Source organism: Blastococcus sp. SYSU D01042, from assembly GCF_054050515.1.
The window spans coordinates 642,741-660,684 of the sequence record NZ_JBJGZM010000001.1; the positions used below are offsets into that span (position 1 = coordinate 642,741).

The 17,944-nt window shown below is 69.9% G+C and carries 16 protein-coding genes; 3 read left to right on the forward strand and 13 right to left on the reverse strand.

Going from position 1 to position 17,944, the window contains the following annotated elements; translation table 11 throughout:
* Position 1 precedes the first annotated feature (1 nt).
* The 4 genes from ACI79H_RS03260 to ACI79H_RS03275 form a co-directional block, all read right to left on the reverse strand.
* The gene (locus ACI79H_RS03260; RefSeq protein ID WP_456552929.1) at positions 2-850 is read right to left on the reverse strand and encodes an SDR family oxidoreductase; all 849 of its coding nucleotides are present in this window, start codon (positions 848-850) and stop codon (positions 2-4) included.
* Positions 847-1,842 carry a dTDP-glucose 4,6-dehydratase gene (rfbB, locus tag ACI79H_RS03265; RefSeq protein WP_456552930.1) on the reverse strand — a complete coding sequence of 332 codons (996 nt, stop codon included), beginning with the start codon at positions 1,840-1,842 and terminating at the stop codon, positions 847-849. Before rfbB ends, ACI79H_RS03260 begins: the two co-directional genes overlap by 4 nt.
* A 106-nt stretch (positions 1,843-1,948) precedes the next feature.
* A complete protein-coding gene (locus ACI79H_RS03270) occupies positions 1,949-2,836 on the reverse strand; it encodes a hypothetical protein (RefSeq protein ID WP_456552931.1) in 888 nt (295 codons plus the stop codon).
* Positions 2,837-2,939: 103 nt separating this feature from the next.
* Positions 2,940-4,253, reverse strand: coding sequence for a UDP-glucose dehydrogenase family protein (locus tag ACI79H_RS03275; protein ID WP_456552932.1), 1,314 nt, complete (start codon positions 4,251-4,253; stop codon positions 2,940-2,942).
* Positions 4,254-4,431: 178 nt separating this feature from the next.
* Here ACI79H_RS03275 and ACI79H_RS03280 point away from each other — a divergent pair, with 178 nt between their 5' ends.
* Positions 4,432-5,559 carry an LCP family protein gene (locus tag ACI79H_RS03280; RefSeq protein ID WP_456552933.1) on the forward strand — a complete coding sequence of 376 codons (1,128 nt, stop codon included), beginning with the start codon at positions 4,432-4,434 and terminating at the stop codon, positions 5,557-5,559.
* 208 nt (positions 5,560-5,767) lie between these two features.
* Here ACI79H_RS03280 and galE read toward each other — a convergent pair whose 3' ends face one another.
* Positions 5,768-6,736: a UDP-glucose 4-epimerase GalE gene (galE, locus tag ACI79H_RS03285; RefSeq protein WP_456552934.1), complete on the reverse strand. Its 969-nt coding sequence runs from the start codon at positions 6,734-6,736 to the stop codon at positions 5,768-5,770.
* Positions 6,737-6,896: 160 nt separating this feature from the next.
* On the opposite strand from galE, the gene ACI79H_RS03290 reads away from it, so the two are divergent.
* Positions 6,897-7,502: an arsenate reductase/protein-tyrosine-phosphatase family protein gene (locus ACI79H_RS03290; RefSeq protein ID WP_456552935.1), complete on the forward strand. Its 606-nt coding sequence runs from the start codon at positions 6,897-6,899 to the stop codon at positions 7,500-7,502.
* Here the strand turns inward: ACI79H_RS03290 and ACI79H_RS03295 are convergent.
* From ACI79H_RS03295 to ACI79H_RS03325, 7 genes are all read right to left on the reverse strand, one after another.
* Complete coding sequence (locus ACI79H_RS03295; protein WP_456552936.1) at positions 7,434-8,204, reverse strand: arsenate reductase/protein-tyrosine-phosphatase family protein; 771 nt, start codon at positions 8,202-8,204, stop codon at positions 7,434-7,436. The genes ACI79H_RS03290 and ACI79H_RS03295 overlap by 69 nt on opposite strands.
* Positions 8,205-8,255: 51 nt before the next feature.
* The gene (locus tag ACI79H_RS03300; protein WP_456552937.1) at positions 8,256-9,353 is read right to left on the reverse strand and encodes a glycosyltransferase family 4 protein; all 1,098 of its coding nucleotides are present in this window, start codon (positions 9,351-9,353) and stop codon (positions 8,256-8,258) included.
* A gap of 119 nt (positions 9,354-9,472) precedes the next feature.
* Positions 9,473-10,846: a polysaccharide biosynthesis tyrosine autokinase gene (locus tag ACI79H_RS03305; protein ID WP_456552938.1), complete on the reverse strand. Its 1,374-nt coding sequence runs from the start codon at positions 10,844-10,846 to the stop codon at positions 9,473-9,475.
* A gap of 150 nt (positions 10,847-10,996) precedes the next feature.
* The gene (locus ACI79H_RS03310; RefSeq protein ID WP_456552939.1) at positions 10,997-11,473 is read right to left on the reverse strand and encodes an acyltransferase; all 477 of its coding nucleotides are present in this window, start codon (positions 11,471-11,473) and stop codon (positions 10,997-10,999) included.
* Entirely contained in the window at positions 11,470-12,939 is a 1,470-nt protein-coding gene (locus ACI79H_RS03315; protein ID WP_456552940.1) for a lipopolysaccharide biosynthesis protein, read from the reverse strand. The genes ACI79H_RS03310 and ACI79H_RS03315 overlap by 4 nt, the downstream gene beginning before the upstream one ends.
* A 29-nt stretch (positions 12,940-12,968) precedes the next feature.
* On the reverse strand, positions 12,969-13,904 hold the full coding sequence (locus ACI79H_RS03320; protein ID WP_456552941.1) for a hypothetical protein: 936 nt from the start codon (positions 13,902-13,904) through the stop codon (positions 12,969-12,971).
* Complete coding sequence (locus ACI79H_RS03325) at positions 13,892-14,935, reverse strand: glycosyltransferase (RefSeq protein ID WP_456552942.1); 1,044 nt, start codon at positions 14,933-14,935, stop codon at positions 13,892-13,894. Before ACI79H_RS03325 ends, ACI79H_RS03320 begins: the two co-directional genes overlap by 13 nt.
* A gap of 374 nt (positions 14,936-15,309) precedes the next feature.
* Between ACI79H_RS03325 and ACI79H_RS03330 the strand changes: the two genes are divergently transcribed.
* Positions 15,310-16,803 (forward strand): O-antigen ligase family protein, encoded by a 1,494-nt coding sequence (locus ACI79H_RS03330; protein WP_456552943.1) that lies wholly within the window; start codon positions 15,310-15,312, stop codon positions 16,801-16,803.
* 25 nt (positions 16,804-16,828) lie between these two features.
* Here ACI79H_RS03330 and ACI79H_RS03335 read toward each other — a convergent pair whose 3' ends face one another.
* Complete coding sequence (locus ACI79H_RS03335; RefSeq protein ID WP_456552944.1) at positions 16,829-17,905, reverse strand: glycosyltransferase; 1,077 nt, start codon at positions 17,903-17,905, stop codon at positions 16,829-16,831.
* Between the last annotated feature and the right edge of the window lie 39 nt (positions 17,906-17,944).

Below are 17,944 nucleotides of genomic sequence, written 5' to 3' on the forward strand. Positions count from 1 at the left end.
CCTACGGCTGGAGCCGGGCCAGGTACTCGTCGAGCGCGACCCGCCAGTCGCGCGGCGCGAAGCCGGTGGCCGTGACCCGGCTCAGATCCAGCACGCTGTTCAACGGCCGCGCCGCCGCGTCGGGCTTGTCGGCGAAGTAGTCGGCGGTGCTGACCCGCCTGACGTCACCGGCGGAACGGCCACGCGCCGCGAAGACGGCTGAGGCCACGTCGGCCCAGGACGCCGGCTCCCCGCCGTTGGTCAGGTTGTAGGTGCCGAAGGGCGCGCCGGTCTCCACCAGGTGCCCGATGCCGGCGGCGAGGTCCTCGGTGAAGGTGAGCCGGCCGATCTGGTCGCCGACGACCGACGGCGAGACGCCGCGGTCGGCCAGGCCGGCCATGGTGCGCACGAAGTTGCCCCCGGCACCCACGACCCACGTCGTCCGGACCAGGTAGTGGCGCTCGGCGGAGGTGGCGTGCGCGTCGCCGTCGGCCTTGCTGCGGCCGTAGACGCTGAGCGGCGAGGGCGGCAGGTCCTCGGGGATCGGCCCGTCGTGCCGGCCGTCGAAGACGTACTCGGTGGAGACGTGCACGAGGGTGAAGCCGTGCTTGCCGGCGGCCTCGGCGAGGTGGGCGACGGCGTCGACGTTGGCTGCCCGGACGGCGGCCTGGTTGGCCGGGTCCTCCGCGGCGTCGACGGCGGTCCAGGCGGCGGCGTTGAGGACGACGTCGGCGCCGGACCAGTCGTAGGCGCGGACGGCCTCGGCGTCGGCGATGTCGAGCTCGTCCAGGTCGAGTGCGACGGCCTGCGGGTACCGGGCGTGCAGGGCGCGGCCGAGCTGCCCCTTGGCGCCCAGGATGACCGCGTTCACTGGCCGGCCCTGGCGTAGGCGGCCTCCACGCCGTCCTTCTGCGGGCGCCACCAGGCCTCGTTCTCGCGGTACCAGTCGACGGTGGCGGCCAGGCCGTCGCGGAACTCGGTGTAGCGCGGGGCCCAGCCCAGCTCGTCGCGCAGCTTGGACGCGTCGATGGCGTACCGCAGGTCGTGGCCGGCGCGGTCGGTGACCGAGTCGAAGGCGTCGGCCGGCTGCCCGGTCAGCTCGAGGATCAGGCCGAGCACCTCGCGGTTGTTCTTCTCGCCGTCGGCGCCGATCAGGTAGGTCTCCCCCGACCGGCCCTTGTCGAGGATGAGGTGGACGGCGGCGTTGTGGTCGTCGACGTGGATCCAGTCGCGGACGTTCTCGCCGGCGCCGTAGAGCTTGGGCCGCAGGCCGGAGAGCACGTTGGTGATCTGCCGCGGGATGAACTTCTCGACGTGCTGGTAGGGCCCGTAGTTGTTGGAGCAGTTGGAGATCGTGGCGTGGATGCCGAACGAGCGGACCCATGCGCGCACCAGCAGGTCCGAGCCCGCCTTGGTCGACGAGTAGGGGCTGCTCGGGTTGTACGGCGTCTCGGCGGTGAACTTGGCCGGGTCGTCGAGCTCGAGGTCGCCGTAGACCTCGTCGGTGGAGATGTGGTGCAGCCGGACGCCGTGCTTCCGGACCGCCTCGAGGATCGTGAACGTGCCGATCAGGTTGGTCTGCAGGAACGGCGAGGGGTCGCGCAGCGAGTTGTCGTTGTGCGACTCGGCGGCGAAGTGGACGACGACGTCGTGCCGGGCGACGAGCTGGTCGACCAGCTCGGCGTCGGCGACCGAGCCGTGGACGAACTCGATGTCGCCGCGGATCGGCGCCAGCGAGGCCTCGTTGCCGGCGTAGGTGAGCGCGTCGAGGACGGTGACCGAGTGCTCGGGGTGCTCGCGCAGCGTCTGGTGCACGAAGTTGGCGCCGATGAAGCCGGCGCCTCCGGTGACGAGCATGCGCATGGATCGTTCCCCACTGTCGCGTGACGGGCGCGTCGGCTGCCCGTACTGCAGATGCCGACGCTAGTAGGCCCGCACACCTGTGTGCGTGATTTCTGACCCGTTGGGGTCAGCCGGACACCGGCCGCTGCCGGGCCTCGGTGACCGGAGCGTCCAGGGTCTCGGCGTCGGCGGTGCGGCGCAGCGCCCACTCGGCGGGCAGCACCAGGCGCGGCGCGACCCCGAGGAGGACGGCCATGAGGAAGGCGACGCCGGCCAGCGCCTCTCCGGACTCCTCCAGGTAGGTCGCCGCGGCCGCCACGTTCGCGGCGAAGTTGCTCGCGGCGACGCTGGACATCGCGGACAGACCGACGGAGGCGCCGGCGTACAGGGCGAGCACACCCAGCACCCGGCGGCGGTCACGGCGCTCGGTGCGGCTGAGGAACCAGAGGCTGCCGACGACGACGGCGGCCGCGCCGGCGCTGACCGCGAGGGCGCCCACGTCACCGACGGCGTCGGTGAGCGCGCCGATGGCGTCGGCGTGGACGGTGCTGCCGACCTTCACCGTGGCGATCGCGCCGGCGACCAGTCCGACGCCCAGCCACCAGGTGCGCCGCCCGGGCATGCGCGAGGCACCGGCCACGGCCGCGATGGCGGCGACGGCGAAGAGGACGGCCACGAAGGTGCGCGGCACGGAGTACGGGGCGTCCATCGAGAGGGCGCGCGCGACCGGTCCGGTCTCGCCGCGCAGGCGCACCACGAACCCGATGGTCTCGAGCGCCACGGCCAGCGCGGCCAGCGCGATGCCGACGGGAGGCAGCGGGACGGCACGGCGACGGGTGCCGACCGCGCGCTGCGGCGCGGCCGCGAGGCCAGGCACGTCGGCCGTGCTGAGGACGCCGGCCGCTCCAGGGCGGCGCTGGTCGGCCAGGTGGATCCCGCGGCCGACGACGACACCGACCACGACAGCGGCGAGCGCCCACACGGCGACCGCACCCAGCACCCAGACCCACCACACGCCCTCACCATCGGCGCTCGTTCCGGGAAACCTGAGCACCCGACACGACCGCAGGGGCCCGAGGCGACCGGCGGGTCGGATGGGGTGAACGAGGCGCCGCCGCTCAGCCGGCGCGACGCCCCAGGGCCCGGTAGGTCCACCCGGCATCGGTCCACGCCTCCCGGTAGAGCGCGTTTCGACCGTCGAGCACCCGCTTCTGGGCGACCACCTCCCCGAAGGCGACGGGGTCGAGCTCGCGGTACTGGCGCCACTCCGTGAGCACGAGAACGGCGTCGGCCCGCTCGGCCGCCTCTTCCGCGGTGCCCGCGTAGTCGAGCTGCGGCCACTCCCGTCGGCTGTTCTCGATCGCGGCCGGGTCGGTCACCCGCACGACCGCGCCCTGCAGCTGCAGCTGCGCGGCGACGTTGAGCGCCGGGGAGTCGCGGATGTCGTCGCTGTCGGGCTTGAACGCCGCACCCAGCACCGCCACCCGCTTGCCGAGCAGTGAGCCGTCGCAGACCTCGCGGGCCAGCTCCACCATGCGGATCCGGCGCCGCATGTTGATGTTGTCCACCTCCTTGAGGAAGGTCAGCGCCTGGTCGGCGCCCAGCTCGCCGGCGCGCGCCATGAAGGCGCGGATGTCCTTGGGCAGGCAGCCACCGCCGAAACCGAGCCCGGCGTTGAGGAACTTGCGGCCGATCCGGTCGTCGTAGCCGATCGCGTCGGCGAGCTGCTTCACGTCGGCGCCGGTGGCCTCGCACAGCTCGGCCATGGCGTTGATGAAGGAGATCTTCGTCGCCAGGAAGGAGTTGGCCGCCGTCTTCACCATCTCCGCCGTCGCGTAGTCGGTGACGACCTTGGGGGTGCCGCGGGCGACGATCCGCGCGTAGACCTCGTCGAGGACGCCGACGATCCGCTCGCCGTCGTCGGGCACCCCGTAGACCAGGCGATCGGGGTACAGGGTGTCGCGCACCGCGAAGCCCTCGCGCAGGAACTCCGGGTTCCACGCCACCGCCGAGCCGGGCACCTTCTCCTCGAACATGGCGGCCAGCCGGGCCGCCGTCCCGACGGGGACCGTGGACTTGCCGACGACGACGTCGCCCGGCTCCACCACCTGCAGCAGCGACTCGGCCGCGGCCTGGACGAACCGGAGGTCGGCGGCGTACTCGCCGTGCTTCTGCGGCGTGCCGACGCAGACGAAGTGGACGCGGGCGCCCGCGGCGGCGGCGATGTCGGTGCTGAAGGTGAGCCGGCCGGTCGCGACCGACGAGCGGAGGAGGTCCTCGAACCCGGGCTCGTAGAACGGGCTGCGGGCCTGGCCGAGCGCGTGGACCTTGCGCTCGTCGACGTCGATGCCGACGACGTCATGGCCGAGCTCGACCAGCGAGGCCGCGTGCACGGCCCCGAGATAACCGCACCCGATGACCGAGATGCGCACGCCCACCTCCCGTGCGGCCGGGCGCCTGGTTGCGCCACCCGGAAGTCGATCACGCACCGGGGTGCGGCGCACGTCGAGGGAGGCGCGGCGCCGACCCCCCTCCGCGGGGTGACCAGGCCCCCGAGCGGGCCGGTGCCGCCGTAACCTCGGCCGGGTCAGTCCGCAGACGGGGGTCGCAGTGAGCGCCGACGAGCACGACGCGTCCGGGACGGACGCCGACGAGGCCGCGCCCGACGCTGCCGGCACCGGCACCGACGAGCAGCGGGAGGACGACGCCGTCGCCGACCGCGGCGAGCGCCGGGGCCGGACGCTGCGACGGGTGCTGATCGCGCTCGGGATCCTCGCGCTGGTGGTCGGCCTGATCGCGGGGGGTGGCGCCTGGTACTTGACCGAGCGCTACGCCGGCAACGTCGACCGGGTCGCCGACGTCTTCGCCGACCTGGACGAGGAGGAACGCCCGGCCCCGGCCACCCCGGCCGCGGAGACCTCCGAGGACCCGGTGACCTTCCTGCTCGTCGGGTCGGACACCCGGGTCGCCGCCGAGGAGGGCGAGGACCCTTCCGGCCGCTCGGACGCGATCATGATCGCCCGGCTCGCCGGCGACCGGCGGCATGCCCAGCTGATCTCCATCCCCCGCGACTCCTGGGTGAACATCCCGGGGCGTGGGTTGGACAAGATCAACGCCGCCTACGCGTTCGGCGGCCCGACGCTGCTCATCCAGACGGTCGAGGAACTCACCCAGGTGCGCATCGACCACTACGTCGCCATCGACTTCGACGGGCTGATCCAGGTCACCGACGACCTCGGCGGGGTGGACGTGGTCGTCGCGGAGACGACGAGCAACGGCCCCTACACCTTCCCCGCCGGGGAGAACCACCTCGACGGCGATCAGGCGCGCTGGTACCTCGGCCAGCGCTACGGGCTGCCCGGCGGCGACTTCGACCGGGTCCGCCGGCAGCAGCAGTACCTGCAGGCGATGTTCGGCAAGCTCTTCAGCTCCGACACGTTCACCGATCCCGGCCGGCTGGACGGCGCGCTGCGCGCGGTCACCAGCGCGGTCAGCGTCGACGACACGCTGTCCAACGCCGACCTGGTCCGGCTCGCGCTGTCGATGCGCGACCTGCGCCCCGACGAGGTCGACTTCTTCACGGCACCGGTGCTCGGCACCGGGATGGAGGGCCCGGCCAGCGTCGTCTACCTCGACGGCACCGCGGCCGAGCGGATGTGGGCCTACCTCCGCAACGACTCGCTGGCGCAGAACGCCGGCGCCTTCCGCGACCAGGCGCTGCCCGACGTCCCGCGCTGACCTTCGGCTGGCCGACGTCCCGCGGAATCCTCCGACGTCCACGGTCGCCCCAAGAACGCACAGCGGCACCAGCGTCTGCACCTCAGGGGCGAACCCGGTCAGCCACCGTCGACCCGGGCTCCTCGAGAAGGCGCGTGTCGATCGCTTTCCACTCGCGAGCAGCGGCGTGAGCGGTTCAGGCAGGTGTCGTCACACACTTCTCGACACCTCAGGCGAGCCGCCACCCCGCCCAGGCGGACTCCACCATGTCCCTGACATCCAGTCGCGCCCGCCATCCCAGCACGCGCTCGATCGTGTCGGCGGAGGCCACGACGCGCGGCGGGTCTCCTGTTCGGCGTTCGAGCACCACCGGCTGCGCCCAGTCCTCTTTCCGAGCCCCTGTGACGTCAAGGATGGTCTCAATCATCTCCCGCACCGAGACTCCTTCTCCACGTCCGATATTCGCCACGAGCTGGTCGACCCGGCCATCGGAGAGGGCTGCGGCGGCCGCGACGTGCGCGGAAGCGATGTCCTGGACATGGACGAAGTCGCGCACGCAGGTACCGTCCGGCGTCGGGTAGTCGCCCCCGAAGATCGCCGGCGCCTCCCGGTCGTCAAGTCGCCGGAACACCATCGGCACGAGGTTGGACACTCCTCGGTCGGAGAGAGTCGGGTGCGCGCAACCCGCGACGTTGAAGTAGCGGAGGCTGGCGTGGCGGAGGCCGGTGGCGGCGGCGACGTCCGTCACGAGCTGCTCGCCGATTAGCTTTGTCCGCCCGTATGGGTTGACCGGTCGGCAGAGGTAGTCCTCGCGCACTTGTTCGACTTCGGGCGCACCGTACACAGCTGCGCTCGATGAGAAGACGAAAGCCTCGACGCCCTCGACGGTCACTGCCTCCAGGAGGACACGAAGGCCCTCGACATTTTCGCTGTAGTACAGCAGCGGATCCCGGACCGACTCGGCCACCGCCTTCTTGGCGGCGAGGTGCACCACCCCGCGTACCCGGTAGTCATGTAGGGCTCGGCTGATCACATCTCGGTCGAGCGTGGACCCCACGACGAGTGGCACGCCGGCCACACGCCGTTCGTCGCCGGTCGAGAGGTCGTCGAGGACGACGACGTCTTCTCCCGCGGTGCGCATGGTCGCGACGACGTGAGCACCGATGTAGCCAGCTCCCCCAGTGATCAACCAGGTCATGAGCGCTGACCGTACGGACTACGGCCCGCCGTGTCACAGCGACGGCCCGCACAGGTGACGCCTTGGGCCACCGACGTCTGGGCGACCCGCTCACTCGCACGAGTTACGCGCCGCCCCGCTCACGCTCGGATCAGCGAACGCATTGCATACGTTGCTCTTCGTGCGCATTCTCTTCGTCTGCACGGGCAACATCTGCCGCTCACCAATGGCTGAACGTCTCGCCGCCTCCTGGGCCCGGGAAGCCCTGGACGGCAGCCCGGAGTCGCACGAACTGCAGATCGACAGCGCAGGTCTGCTCGCGACACCCGATCTGCCGATGGACCGTCGAGCGGCAGCCGCCCTGGTCGCCCTTGGAGGTGATCCCGTCGCGTTCGCCTCGCGGATCTACACACCCGACATGGGCGAGCGCGCCGATCTGGTTTTGACCATGACTCGAAGACATCGCCGCGCGGTACTCGAATCGACGCCACGAGGCCTGCGTCGGACGTTCACCCTGCGAGAGGCCGCCGATCTGTTGCAGAACGCCGATCTGACGGGCCTTTCGCTCCAGTCCCTCCCGGCCCGGGTCGGTGAGCTCGCCGATCGGCTGCATGCCGCTCGCGCATGGCGCGCGAGCACCGACATGGACGATGTCGCCGACCCGATTGGACGTCGGCCAGCTGTCCACGAAGAGGTGGCCGGTGTCATAGCCACCTCTCTACGGCCGCTCACCGACGTGCTCTTCACGAGTGTTCGAGCGCGACTTCCGAGTCCGTCCATGGTCTGACGCAACAGGTCTTCGGGTTGCGTCCCTCGCCTGCGGATGCAGGGAGATGATGCGCGCAAGGACCGGGAGGAGAGCCGCCGCGATCGCACCCCCGACCTGTTCGTGCACCTCGACCGGCCGTCCGATCGGATCAGGAACGTCGTCCGCTGGGCTCCCGTGCCGACTCGATCGGGTGGCTGACATCCGCTGGACGAGCGCACGGGACCGATCAGCCAGGCCAGCTCCCGCGAGATCTTCCTCCGCTGACAACGACGTGATCAGTCCAGCAGCCTCTCGAAGTGTGAACGTCCGATTCAGCGCACGAGGTGCACTCCTCAGGACGTGACTCCGGTGCTGACGCGTCATGGTGAGGATCAGGTCGGAATCGATGGCCATGTCCGCGTGGAACTGGCGGGCCAGGAAGCCAGCGGGGTTTCCCCCGAGGCCGCGGAGCACCAGGGCACTGTCGGGATGCATGGCAGACCCAGCGACGGCCCGCACGCCCGCGCTCGTCAGGCGAATGGCCTCCGCGTCCTTCCCGGCCGCCTCGGCCAGGTATGCCCGACCGAGGCGTTCAGCGAGAGCTGATCGGCACACGTTCCCCGTGCAGACCACCAGAACCCGGAAGACCGGTTCGGGCGTCCGGTGGCGAGACACGACCTGATGCTCCCAGGTCAGTATGGTCTTGACCCGCGGAGAGCCGTGGCCACACCCCACGGTCACCCGCGGCGAGATCAGCTGCCGAGGTGGGGGATGCCCCAGCGCGGCGCCGCGTCAGTGACTCGTCAGCTCCCTCAGGAGCTCGTCGAGGCGGTCCGCGTTGACCTCGGCGTCATATCGCTCGAGCACCCGCGCCTCACAGCGGTCGCTGAGGGCCCGGCCCTCCGCGTCATCGAGATCCAGGTACTCCTCGACAGCTGCCCGCCAGATCGCGACATCCCCGAGTGCCAGGACCCAACCGCAGTCCTCACCGATGACTTCCCGATTCGCTCCGACATCCGACGCCATGACGGGAACGCCCGCCCGCAATGCCTCCAGGATGACCCACGGCACCCCCTCTCCGACGCTGGCCAGCACGAGTAGTCCGGCACGGGCGAACAGCTCGTCCAGCTCCCGCCCGGGGCTCAGCCGCCACACAGTCACGTTCGGGAGCTCTGTGGAGACGTCGTCCTGCGTGACGACGTCCAGCTGCACGCGGCCGGCGCGAAGGAGCGGCCCGAGAACCTCGAGTAGGAAAGGCCCACCCTTGGCCTCGAAGCGGCCCCCGACGAAGAGCAAGCGCCGTCGCTCGCGGGGTCCGTTACACGTGCTCGCGGGGGCGATCCCCGGATGCCAGACGTGGGTGTTGGTGGTCGTAGGGAGGCCCGCCTGCGTCCAGTGGGTCCACGGCAACGTGATCCGGTGGCGCTCGATGGTGCGCCTTTCCCAATGATCGGTCATCCACTGGGACACGCTGGTCCCCCACCGCCACGGCCGCCAAAGCTCGTACTGCCTCAGCGCCCGCGTTCCCACGTCGACGCTGAGGAGGACCGGCACGCCTCGTTGACGAGGAAGCAGGAAGGCGACGCTGTGGGTGTGCACGAGCACGGCGTCGACTTCCGGACCGGTCGCCAGCCGATGGAGGGCTTGTCGCCTCACCGCCCAGCCGAAGGCGAGGTGCCACCGCAGCTGCGAAAGATCGGCGTCCCATCGCCGCAGGACCGGCCATCCACGGGTGGCGAGGCGGCCCAGGCGTCCGAGGGGAGCGAGGGGGAGAACCTCGACGGTCCAGCCTCTTCTCGGCAGGACAGCGGACAGGACATCGGTCACCCGACCGTGCCCGAGGTGACCGACCCCCATCGAGGCTTCGTTGATCAGCAGCAGGCGAGGCACTGCCGAATTATGCGGCGTCCCGATCGTGGTCACGCGACGGCGCACAGAATCCCCGACATCACCCCCGCGTTTCAGAGCCCGGCCGTCGACTGCTGCCCTCCTGCGGCTCCAGTCCGAGATCAGCCCTCGGGCAGGTCAGGCGAGTAGCGATCGCTGTACTCGTATCCGTAGGCCGACGCGACCGCGGTCTTTGGCGGGACGGAATTCAGGACGACGCCCAAGGTCTTCGCTCCGACGCGCTGCAGGGTCGTTGCGGATTGCCGGAGCTGCTCGCGGGTCGTTGCGCCGCCATAGCGCACCACGAGAACGGTGCCATCCACCAGGACGGCCAGCCCCGATGCATCCGCAACCGGCAGGAGCGGCGGCGCATCCACCAGCACGATGTCGTTCTTGTCCCTCAACTCCTCCAGCAGCGCTGCCATCTGCCCCGAGGCCAACAGCTGACCTGGATTAGGTGGGGTGGGGCCCGCGCCCAGGACGGCGAGGTTCTCCCCGTGCATTTGGAGCACCTCGTCGGTGGTCGCCGTGCCGGCCAGGATGTTGGTCAGCCCCACTCCGCCCACCAGACCGAGATAACGGGTGACCCGAGGGCGACGGAGGTCCGCCTCCACCAAGACGACGCGCTGCCCGGAGCCCGCCAAGGTGACCGCGAGATTGACGGCCAAGGTGGTCTTGCCCTCACCGGGGATGGAGCTGGAGATCATGATGACGCGCGGCGGCTCGTCCACCTGCAGGAACTGTATGTTGGTGTGCAGTTGCCGGAACGCTTCGGCGCCGGCGGCGCTGGTCCGGTGATCCACGAGATGCGTGGTCTGGAGCGCCGGATCCCGGGGAATGGTGCCGATCACCGGGGCGGCGGCCAGCTTCGCCGTCTCATCCTGGTCACGCACGGATTGATCCAACCGGGCGCGGACAAGGGCCGCCGCTGCGCCCAGGAAGAGGCCTGCAAGGACACCGAGAACCACATTGCGTGGGATCTGCGGCGTGCTCGGCGAGATCGGCAGCTCCGGCCTGTCCACCACGAGAACACGCACCGGTGACGCCTCGGTCCCCGGTGCCGATTCGAGGTCCGCCACGAGACCGCGGAACTCGGTACCCAGCGCAGCGGTCACGTCCTGAGCGCGCTCGGGATCGGGGCTCGTCACGGACACATCGATGAGGACCGTCTCGGGGACAGGAGTTGCGGTGACCGTCGCGCTGAGTTCCGCAGGGCTCAGGTCCAGGCCCAGTTCGTCGATGACCCGCCGGGCCAGTTCCTCACCGGTCAGCAGGCGAGCGTATGAAGCAACACGCTGCTGCGAGAACTGCCCGCCCTGGTAGACGTCCGAAGTGGTGGCCGATTCGGTGGTGGAGACGAAGAGCTGAGTCGACGACGTGTACAGCGGTGTCTGGAGAAGGCTGGCCGTCGCGGCGACCGCTGCTCCGATCAACGCTCCCAGCACCGGGAGCCACCAGGCCGCTCGAAGTGCCGCACGCACTGCTCGGGAGTCCATCTGTATCCCTTTTCGTCGAGCGGTCCCCCCGCAGCTGCTCTCCGAGGAGCGACTTTAGGGCACCGTTGTCCGCACCAACACAGCACGACACGATCGGGGCACGGGGGCTCAGCCGTCCTCGCTAGGACCACCGTCGGCCGGGGCTCGGTCCTACTCGTCAGCGTGCGAGCGGGACAACCGCCGCGCGGGCACCCCACCCCAGGTCTCGAAGTCGGGCACGCCTCCGCGCACGACTGCGCCGGCCGCGATCACCGCCCCCTCACCGACCGTGGTTCCCGGGAGGAGGCAGGCGCCGGCACCGATCCAGGCTCCCCTGCCCACCGATATCGGTTGAGCCTGCACGTTGGGCATGATGCCCTGCGCACCCATGACGTGCGCCGACGTGAGGAACATGACCCTGGGGCCGACATGGGCGCCGTCGCCGATGGAGATCGGGGCGTTCACGTCGAAGAAGCACTCACGATTAATGAAGGCTCCGGCTCCGATCTCGATGTCCGGGCCGCCGAAGAACCCACCGCTCTGGATATTCGTCGTCTTCGTCCGGACGCCGGCCGCGCGCAGCAGCAGGGCTCGGATGAGCCGTGGACCAGAAAGGGATGCCAAGAAGAGCAACAGGCGTCGAATCATGCGCGATTGCCCGACAGCTCCATGAGCCGGTTCCAAACCATGACTCCCCCCGCACTGGCCAGCAGACCGTAGACCGCGCCTCCGAGAACCACGGCCAGGACATCCGGCATTCCACCGGCCACGACGAACGCGGCTCCGGCCGCTACCGCGCACACCGTGCCGAGGATCGCTGCTGTCGACACGATTCGCCGGACGACCCTCGTTCCGAATCGGTGTGCGGTGACGACCACGTAGTGCGCCTCTACAGCAGCGGCGGCGAGGACGATCCCTACGGCGGCACCCTTCAGGCCGGCGGCGTGCAATCCGACGGTGACGCCCATCAAGTGTGCCGCCAGCGCGACGATCGAGGGTCGCAGGTAGACCCAGGGTTCGCCCAGCGCATTGCCGACCACCTGTGGCGCGGTGTGCGCGCTGCCGATCGCGGTGGCGATGGCCAGGGCGAGCACGAGCGGAGCGGCACCGGCGAGATCCTCACCCAGCCACAAGGACACCAGGGGCTCGGCGAACGCGGTGACGAATGCCGCCGCCGTGATGGTGAGCGCCAGGAGCGCCAAGGTCGCGCGGTTCATCGCCTGACGAACCCGGGCATCGGTCGCCGCCGCGATGTTCGGGAGCAGAGGTTCGGTGAGCCAGCTCTGCGCCTGACGCAGCGCCCCCTGCACTCGCACCGCCGCAGAGAAGGCCGTCGCCGCGGTGCTCCCCGCAACGGCGCCCGCGATGACCACCGGCAGCTGCACGGCCGCCGTCAGGACGAGCCCGAGCGAGAAGGCGCGGAGACCGAAGTGCAGCAGCGAAGCAAGCGCTTCGCGGGAGGCCCGCCCGCCTCCGGTGGTGGCGACGCCCGGGTATCGCCCACCGAGGGTGACCGCGAGCATCCCGGGCAGGCCGAAGGTCACGGCCTCCACGACCGCGACCGCGACGATGCCCCCGTCGAGCGCCAGCACGGCACCCAGTCCTCCGAGGCGCAGCACCAGGGCAAGTACCTGGAAGGCCCGATCAGGACCGAAGAGCTGGGCGGCGTAGAGCCGCGCCTGCCCCCATCGTCCGACGAGGGCGGGCAGGAGACCGCCGAAGACGGCCACGAGCACGAGCGCGGTGCCGTGGTCGCCGAAAGTTCCCGCGGCAGCGAGGGGAAGGGCGACGAGGAGGGTCGTGCTTCCGACCAGGGCTGCCCAGCCGAGGAACGCGCACAGCGCAGTGCGGCTGAGGTCGGCGTGCGACGTCCCGCCCGGCTCAGACGCCAGCCGTTGCACGAGCGCAGGGCCGAGGCCGAGGTCCGTCACGAGCACGATCTGCAACAGCGCCATCCACACTGCCCATGATCCGTAGCTCTCGGCTCCGACGGCCGCGAGGGCAAGGGGCAGCGCGACGATCTGACCGGTGATGTTGGCCAGACCTCCGGCGGCGTTGAACAGCACGTTCTTGCGGAGTCGACCCGGTCCGGCGCCCGAGTCGGGAGCACCCACGGAGGCACCGTGGCGGGATGTTCGATCGCTCATGTCCCCGAGTGGGTAAGTCCCAGGTGTTCTCTGATGCCCTCCAGAGACTTCTCCTGCTCCCCCGTGCGTCGCGAGAGCACGCGCTCCGACCGCTGGACCATGTCGGTCTCGTCCTGCAGCGCCCGGGTGACTGCCGCGGCGATATCGGGCGCCGTGGGCGCGGTGTAGAGAGCACTGTCACCGTGAAACTCCCGGAGCACCAGGTGGTCCGACGTGACGAGCGGCCTGAGCCGCATGAGGGCCTCGTATCCCGCACGTTGCATGGTGTGCGGTCTGGTCGTGAGAGCGAGTACGACGTTTGCCCTACCCATGAGGTCCCAGAACCGGGAATCGGATACGTATCCGGTCAACCGGACGTTTGGCGGGATCTCCAGACCGACAGGAGCCCGACCGGTGATCCACCACTGCGTGTCGGGCATGGCGCGCGCCGCACCCAGGATCTCGTCGACCGGCTCGTCGGACGCGAAGCTGAGGGGGCACAAGATGTTGCGTTCGCCTGGCGATCCTGGGCCTGGCTCGGGAGTCAGGACGTCGTGCAGTTGGTAAGCACGGACTCCAAGGCTGCGGCTGACCTCTGCCAGATGCCGGTTGGTCACGATGACGGCATGAGGACGGGTCAGCCGCAGCGTGAGCCGACAGGCCCATGACCATTTGGGGTCGTTGAACACCCCTGTGTGCAGGTCCGCGATCAGCGCTGCCCCTCGTCGTCGTCCCACCAGAGCCGCCAGTAGGGCAGGCAGCGGGGGCAGCATGACGGCCACGGCGGAGGGCCGCTCACGCCGCAGTAAGGACACCGTGCGGACTGCCTGATCCACATGCCGGCGCAGCGCCGAACGTTGCCGGTCCCGGGCCAGGATGTCGACGGTGCGCAATCCGAGAGCTGCAGCCAGACCATGGCTCCTGCCGTGCTCCACCCAGCTCACGAAGACCACTCATCGCTCCCGTCTGTCGCGGCGACCATCGTGCCCGATGCCTCCAGCACCGTGGCGGCGTCCACCTCATCCGCTTCCCGCACGTGCGCCAGTCCTCGCTCACGAAGGAGACCTGCGAGTTCCGCCTGGTGGTCGTCGACGTGTTCGACTCGGACCCGGCGACGAGGGACGACGACAGGACATATCCCCGCTCGGAGCAAATCGAGAATGGTGCCTGCCCCGGCGTGCGTCACCACGACGTCCGCGTCCCGGGCGTGGTGCATCAGGTCGTCCGGCGCAAGTTCAGTCACGACACGACCGGGGAGGTCCTGCCTGGTCGTGGATCCCAGCTGCCAGACCGTCCGTTCGTCGGCAAGTCCCGTCCTCAGGACCGAGTCCACCAGGGTGTCGAACCGGTAGGGCCTGATGGTGCCGAGCGTTACCAGCAGCCGCGGTCTCGGTGACCGAGCTCGCGACTGGACCTGGAACTGGTCCAGCAGTCCACCCCGGTACTTCCAGCGGCCAACGGCCATTCCCGGAGACTGGGCTCGGAGAGCGGCGAGCCGGAACGCCTGCACCAGCCGCCCGGTCATCGAGGGCCGACTCACCCGCGCGATGCTCTCGATGTACAAGGCCGGCACTCGCCGTTGACGGGCCACCAGGAACGCCGGCAGGGCGATGCCGGCCCCCGTGCTTATCACGCCGGCCACGCCCGGCCGCTCCGCGAGCGCTGCGTGGAACCGGGGCTGCGCCCGCACGGCGCCCTTGAGATCCCGCGGACCCATGTACGGCAGGAACACGACCTCCTCGCCGGCGAGGAGGGAGCGACTCTGCGGAGTGTCGAAGGTCACCCACGTGTTCCGCCCTGAGAGTCCGAGTCGCTGTTCCCAGGCATGCAGTTCCGCTAGGTGCCCGCCGGTCGACGCGACGAGCAGCATCGGCCGGGACGACTTCAATTCGATCTCGGGCCAGAGCGCCGCAAGTGACGTGCTCATCGGCTTCCTCCCCGCGAACCCTTGCGGCTCTGGCTCATCCTGCACGGGCGATCCCACCACGCACATCTTGTGGTGAGCGGGCACGTCGCAGTTGACTGCTGCACACTGCCAGCTCGACGCTCCGGATCGACGAGAATGCACACCGCCGGCGTTCTTCCGGCGAGCCTGCATCAGCCCTGTGTCGGCCACTCGGTCATAATCCGGGGCAATTGCTCCATGAACCGAGCGGGCGCTGCTACAGCACTCGAATTGGTCAGCCGAACCCGGTCGAATCCCCGACCATGGATCCACGCCGCGGCTGCCGAGCTTCATCGCCCGGCATGCCCACCGGGACACGCTTACGGTGGAGGACCAGCCGTAGGATCCCGTAGCTGACTGCGACGGGGGGACCGAGCGTGCACCGGGGAACCGCACAGGTCACGATCGGGGTAGTGGTCACGGCTGCGGCGGCCGGCCTGTCCCTCGCGTTCGGCTGGACACAGGTACTGCTGGCGCTCGTCCTGCTGGCCGCTGTCCCCTTCCTCCACGCTGGCTTGGAGAGGTCGCGCCTCTCAGTGGACGAGGGGCTCCTCGTCGTCCTCCTCGTGGTCACGTTTATGCCCCTGCCCTTGGGTGTACCCGTCGGGGTCTCGGTAGCCGGGAACACAGTCACCTGGACCAGCCTCGTCTGCCTGGCTGCGATCGCCTATTGGCTGTTCCGGGCCGTCATCCGACGACGGGTAGCGATGTGGACCGTCATCGGGCTCGCCGCTGTCGCGCTGTTCACGACCGTCGGCTTCCTCAACTACGCCGACGCATCGTTCTGGTGGCGGGATGTCCGTGGCCTGCTGCACCTCGCCGTCGCCGCCGTACTGGTGAACCGCAGTTACGGTCCACGGCAGCTGCGGCTGCTGGTGCACGGGGCCGGTGCCGTCGTCTCCGTGACAGCGGTCGGGGTCGTGCTCGCCGCTTTGGGGGTGCAGCTCTTCGCATTCCGCGCCGAGTCCGCGGCGCTTTACGTTGGCCAGGCCAGCCAGGTGTACTCGTCCACGCGCGTCATCGCGCCCGCGGGTGTGCTGGCCGGGGTGCTCGGTGGCCTGCTCGTCGCCTGCCTGCTCATGGGCTGGTCCGCCACCGTCGGCGGGAACCCGTGCCGTGTCCGGCTGCCTTTGGGGATCGCTTACCTGACGGCGAGCATGGTGGTCGTGGCGCTGAGCTTCACCCGCGGCTACTTCGTCGTCCTCATCGTCATCAGCCTGGCCGGTCTGGCATCGGCTGCCTTCCGGGGTCGGGTGCTGATCCGGGCGGTTAGCACCGCCGCCGTCATTGCAGTGGTGGGAACGGCGGTGAGCAATCTCAGGGCGTGGTTCCCGCAGCCGCTGGTGGCGTTCGTCGACGGGGCGGTGGAGGCCTTTGCCGGCCGTGTGCTGACAGGTCTCCAGCCGGGCACCATCAGTGCGGATACGAGCACGACGTGGCGGTTCCGCGAGACGAACCAGGCGTTGCAGGCCTTCTCGGAGAACTGGAGTCTCGGTGTCGGGTTCGGCGCCCCCTACCGGCCGATCCTGCCCGGTGAGATCTTCCAAGGACGGGACGGCCTCACCTACATCCACAGCAGCTACATCTGGATCCTGACGAAGCTCGGCGTCCTCGGCTCCGTCGTCGCCCTGTGGCTGGTGTACCTCTGGCTGGTGGCGCTGGCCCGACGCGGCAGCAGACCGCCGGCGGCCACGGTCCTGCTGGGCTTCGCCATGCTGGCGCTGGCAGCGCAGATGGTCACCTCCCCCACACCGTTCGAGGGCGAGAACTCGGTCCTGGTCGGCCTCCTGATCGGGTTGACGACCGCCTCCTCCCACCGGCCCGCGCGTGAGACCTCTACGGCCGGGCCGGAGCCCGCCCATGCAGGGATCCGATCAGAGCGCCCCGAAGTGCCACCCCTGCTGTAAGCGGAGCGGGCTCGCGGGAGCCGACCTACTCCGCTAGGCACTCGAGGTAGATGGCCTCGAACCGTCGGCAGACCGCGTCCGTCGTGTACTCGGTCAGCACGAGTTCCCGCCCGCGAGCGGCTACCCGGGCGCGGAGAACAGGATCGGACAGCACCAGGTGCAGGGCGCTGGCCAGCTGCTGCGGGTCCTCGACGGGCACCAGCAGCCTGTCGTCGATACGCCCGAGCACCTCCTCGGCCGAACCCACGCGGGTGGACACGACCGGCAGACCTGCTGCCAGCGCCTCGAGCAGCACGAGCTGCGCCGCCTCCGATCGCGAGGCGACGGCCACGACGTCCCCCTGCACCAGCGCGTCGTGCGGGCGATCAGTCCAAGGCTGGACATGCACGCGATCCGACACGCCCGACTCGGCGGCCAGCCGTTCGAGCCATGCGGTCTCATCGACCGAACGTGCCCCGACTACACGCAGCTCGACGCCCGGGAGGAGCGCGAGTGCACCGACGAGCACGTCGAAGCCCTTCTGCGGGGTGAACCGGCCGACGCTGACGACGACCGGGCGGGCGCGCACGGGTTGCGCGGGTGGTAGGTCCGGCGGCACCTCGACGCCGTTGGGTACCACCGTGAGACGTCGCCGGTCGAGCCCTGTCTCTTCCGCCAGCCGATCTGCAGCAACCGCGCTGACGACGACGTGCCGGTCGGCTCTGCGGGTGAGGACCTGCTTCAGCACCCGGTAGAAACGGAACCGGAAGGAAGTAGGTAGGTGCTCGTGGAGGACCACCACTGGTCGACGGTACGAGAGCAGTGCCAGTTGCGCGTGCCAGGACGCCAGAGGCCACGTGAGGTTGACGTGCACGACATCCGGCGCCAAGCGAACGAGCAGTCGACGGAGGCGGAGAACTGAGACGGGATCCCATCGAGGTCCCGTCGTCAGAGCGAGCGAGCGGCTGCCTGGCCGGGCGGCCGCGATGCGTGCGCACACCTCTTCCGAACGGCCGAGGACGATGACGTCCCACTCACTGGACACGCCCGCGGCGAGCGTCTGCAGAACCTGCTCTGCGCCTCCCCAGCCGACCGCATCCGAGTACAACAGCAGGCGAGGCATGAACTCCCCAGTGGCAGGTATTCGGACAAGCGGATCGCC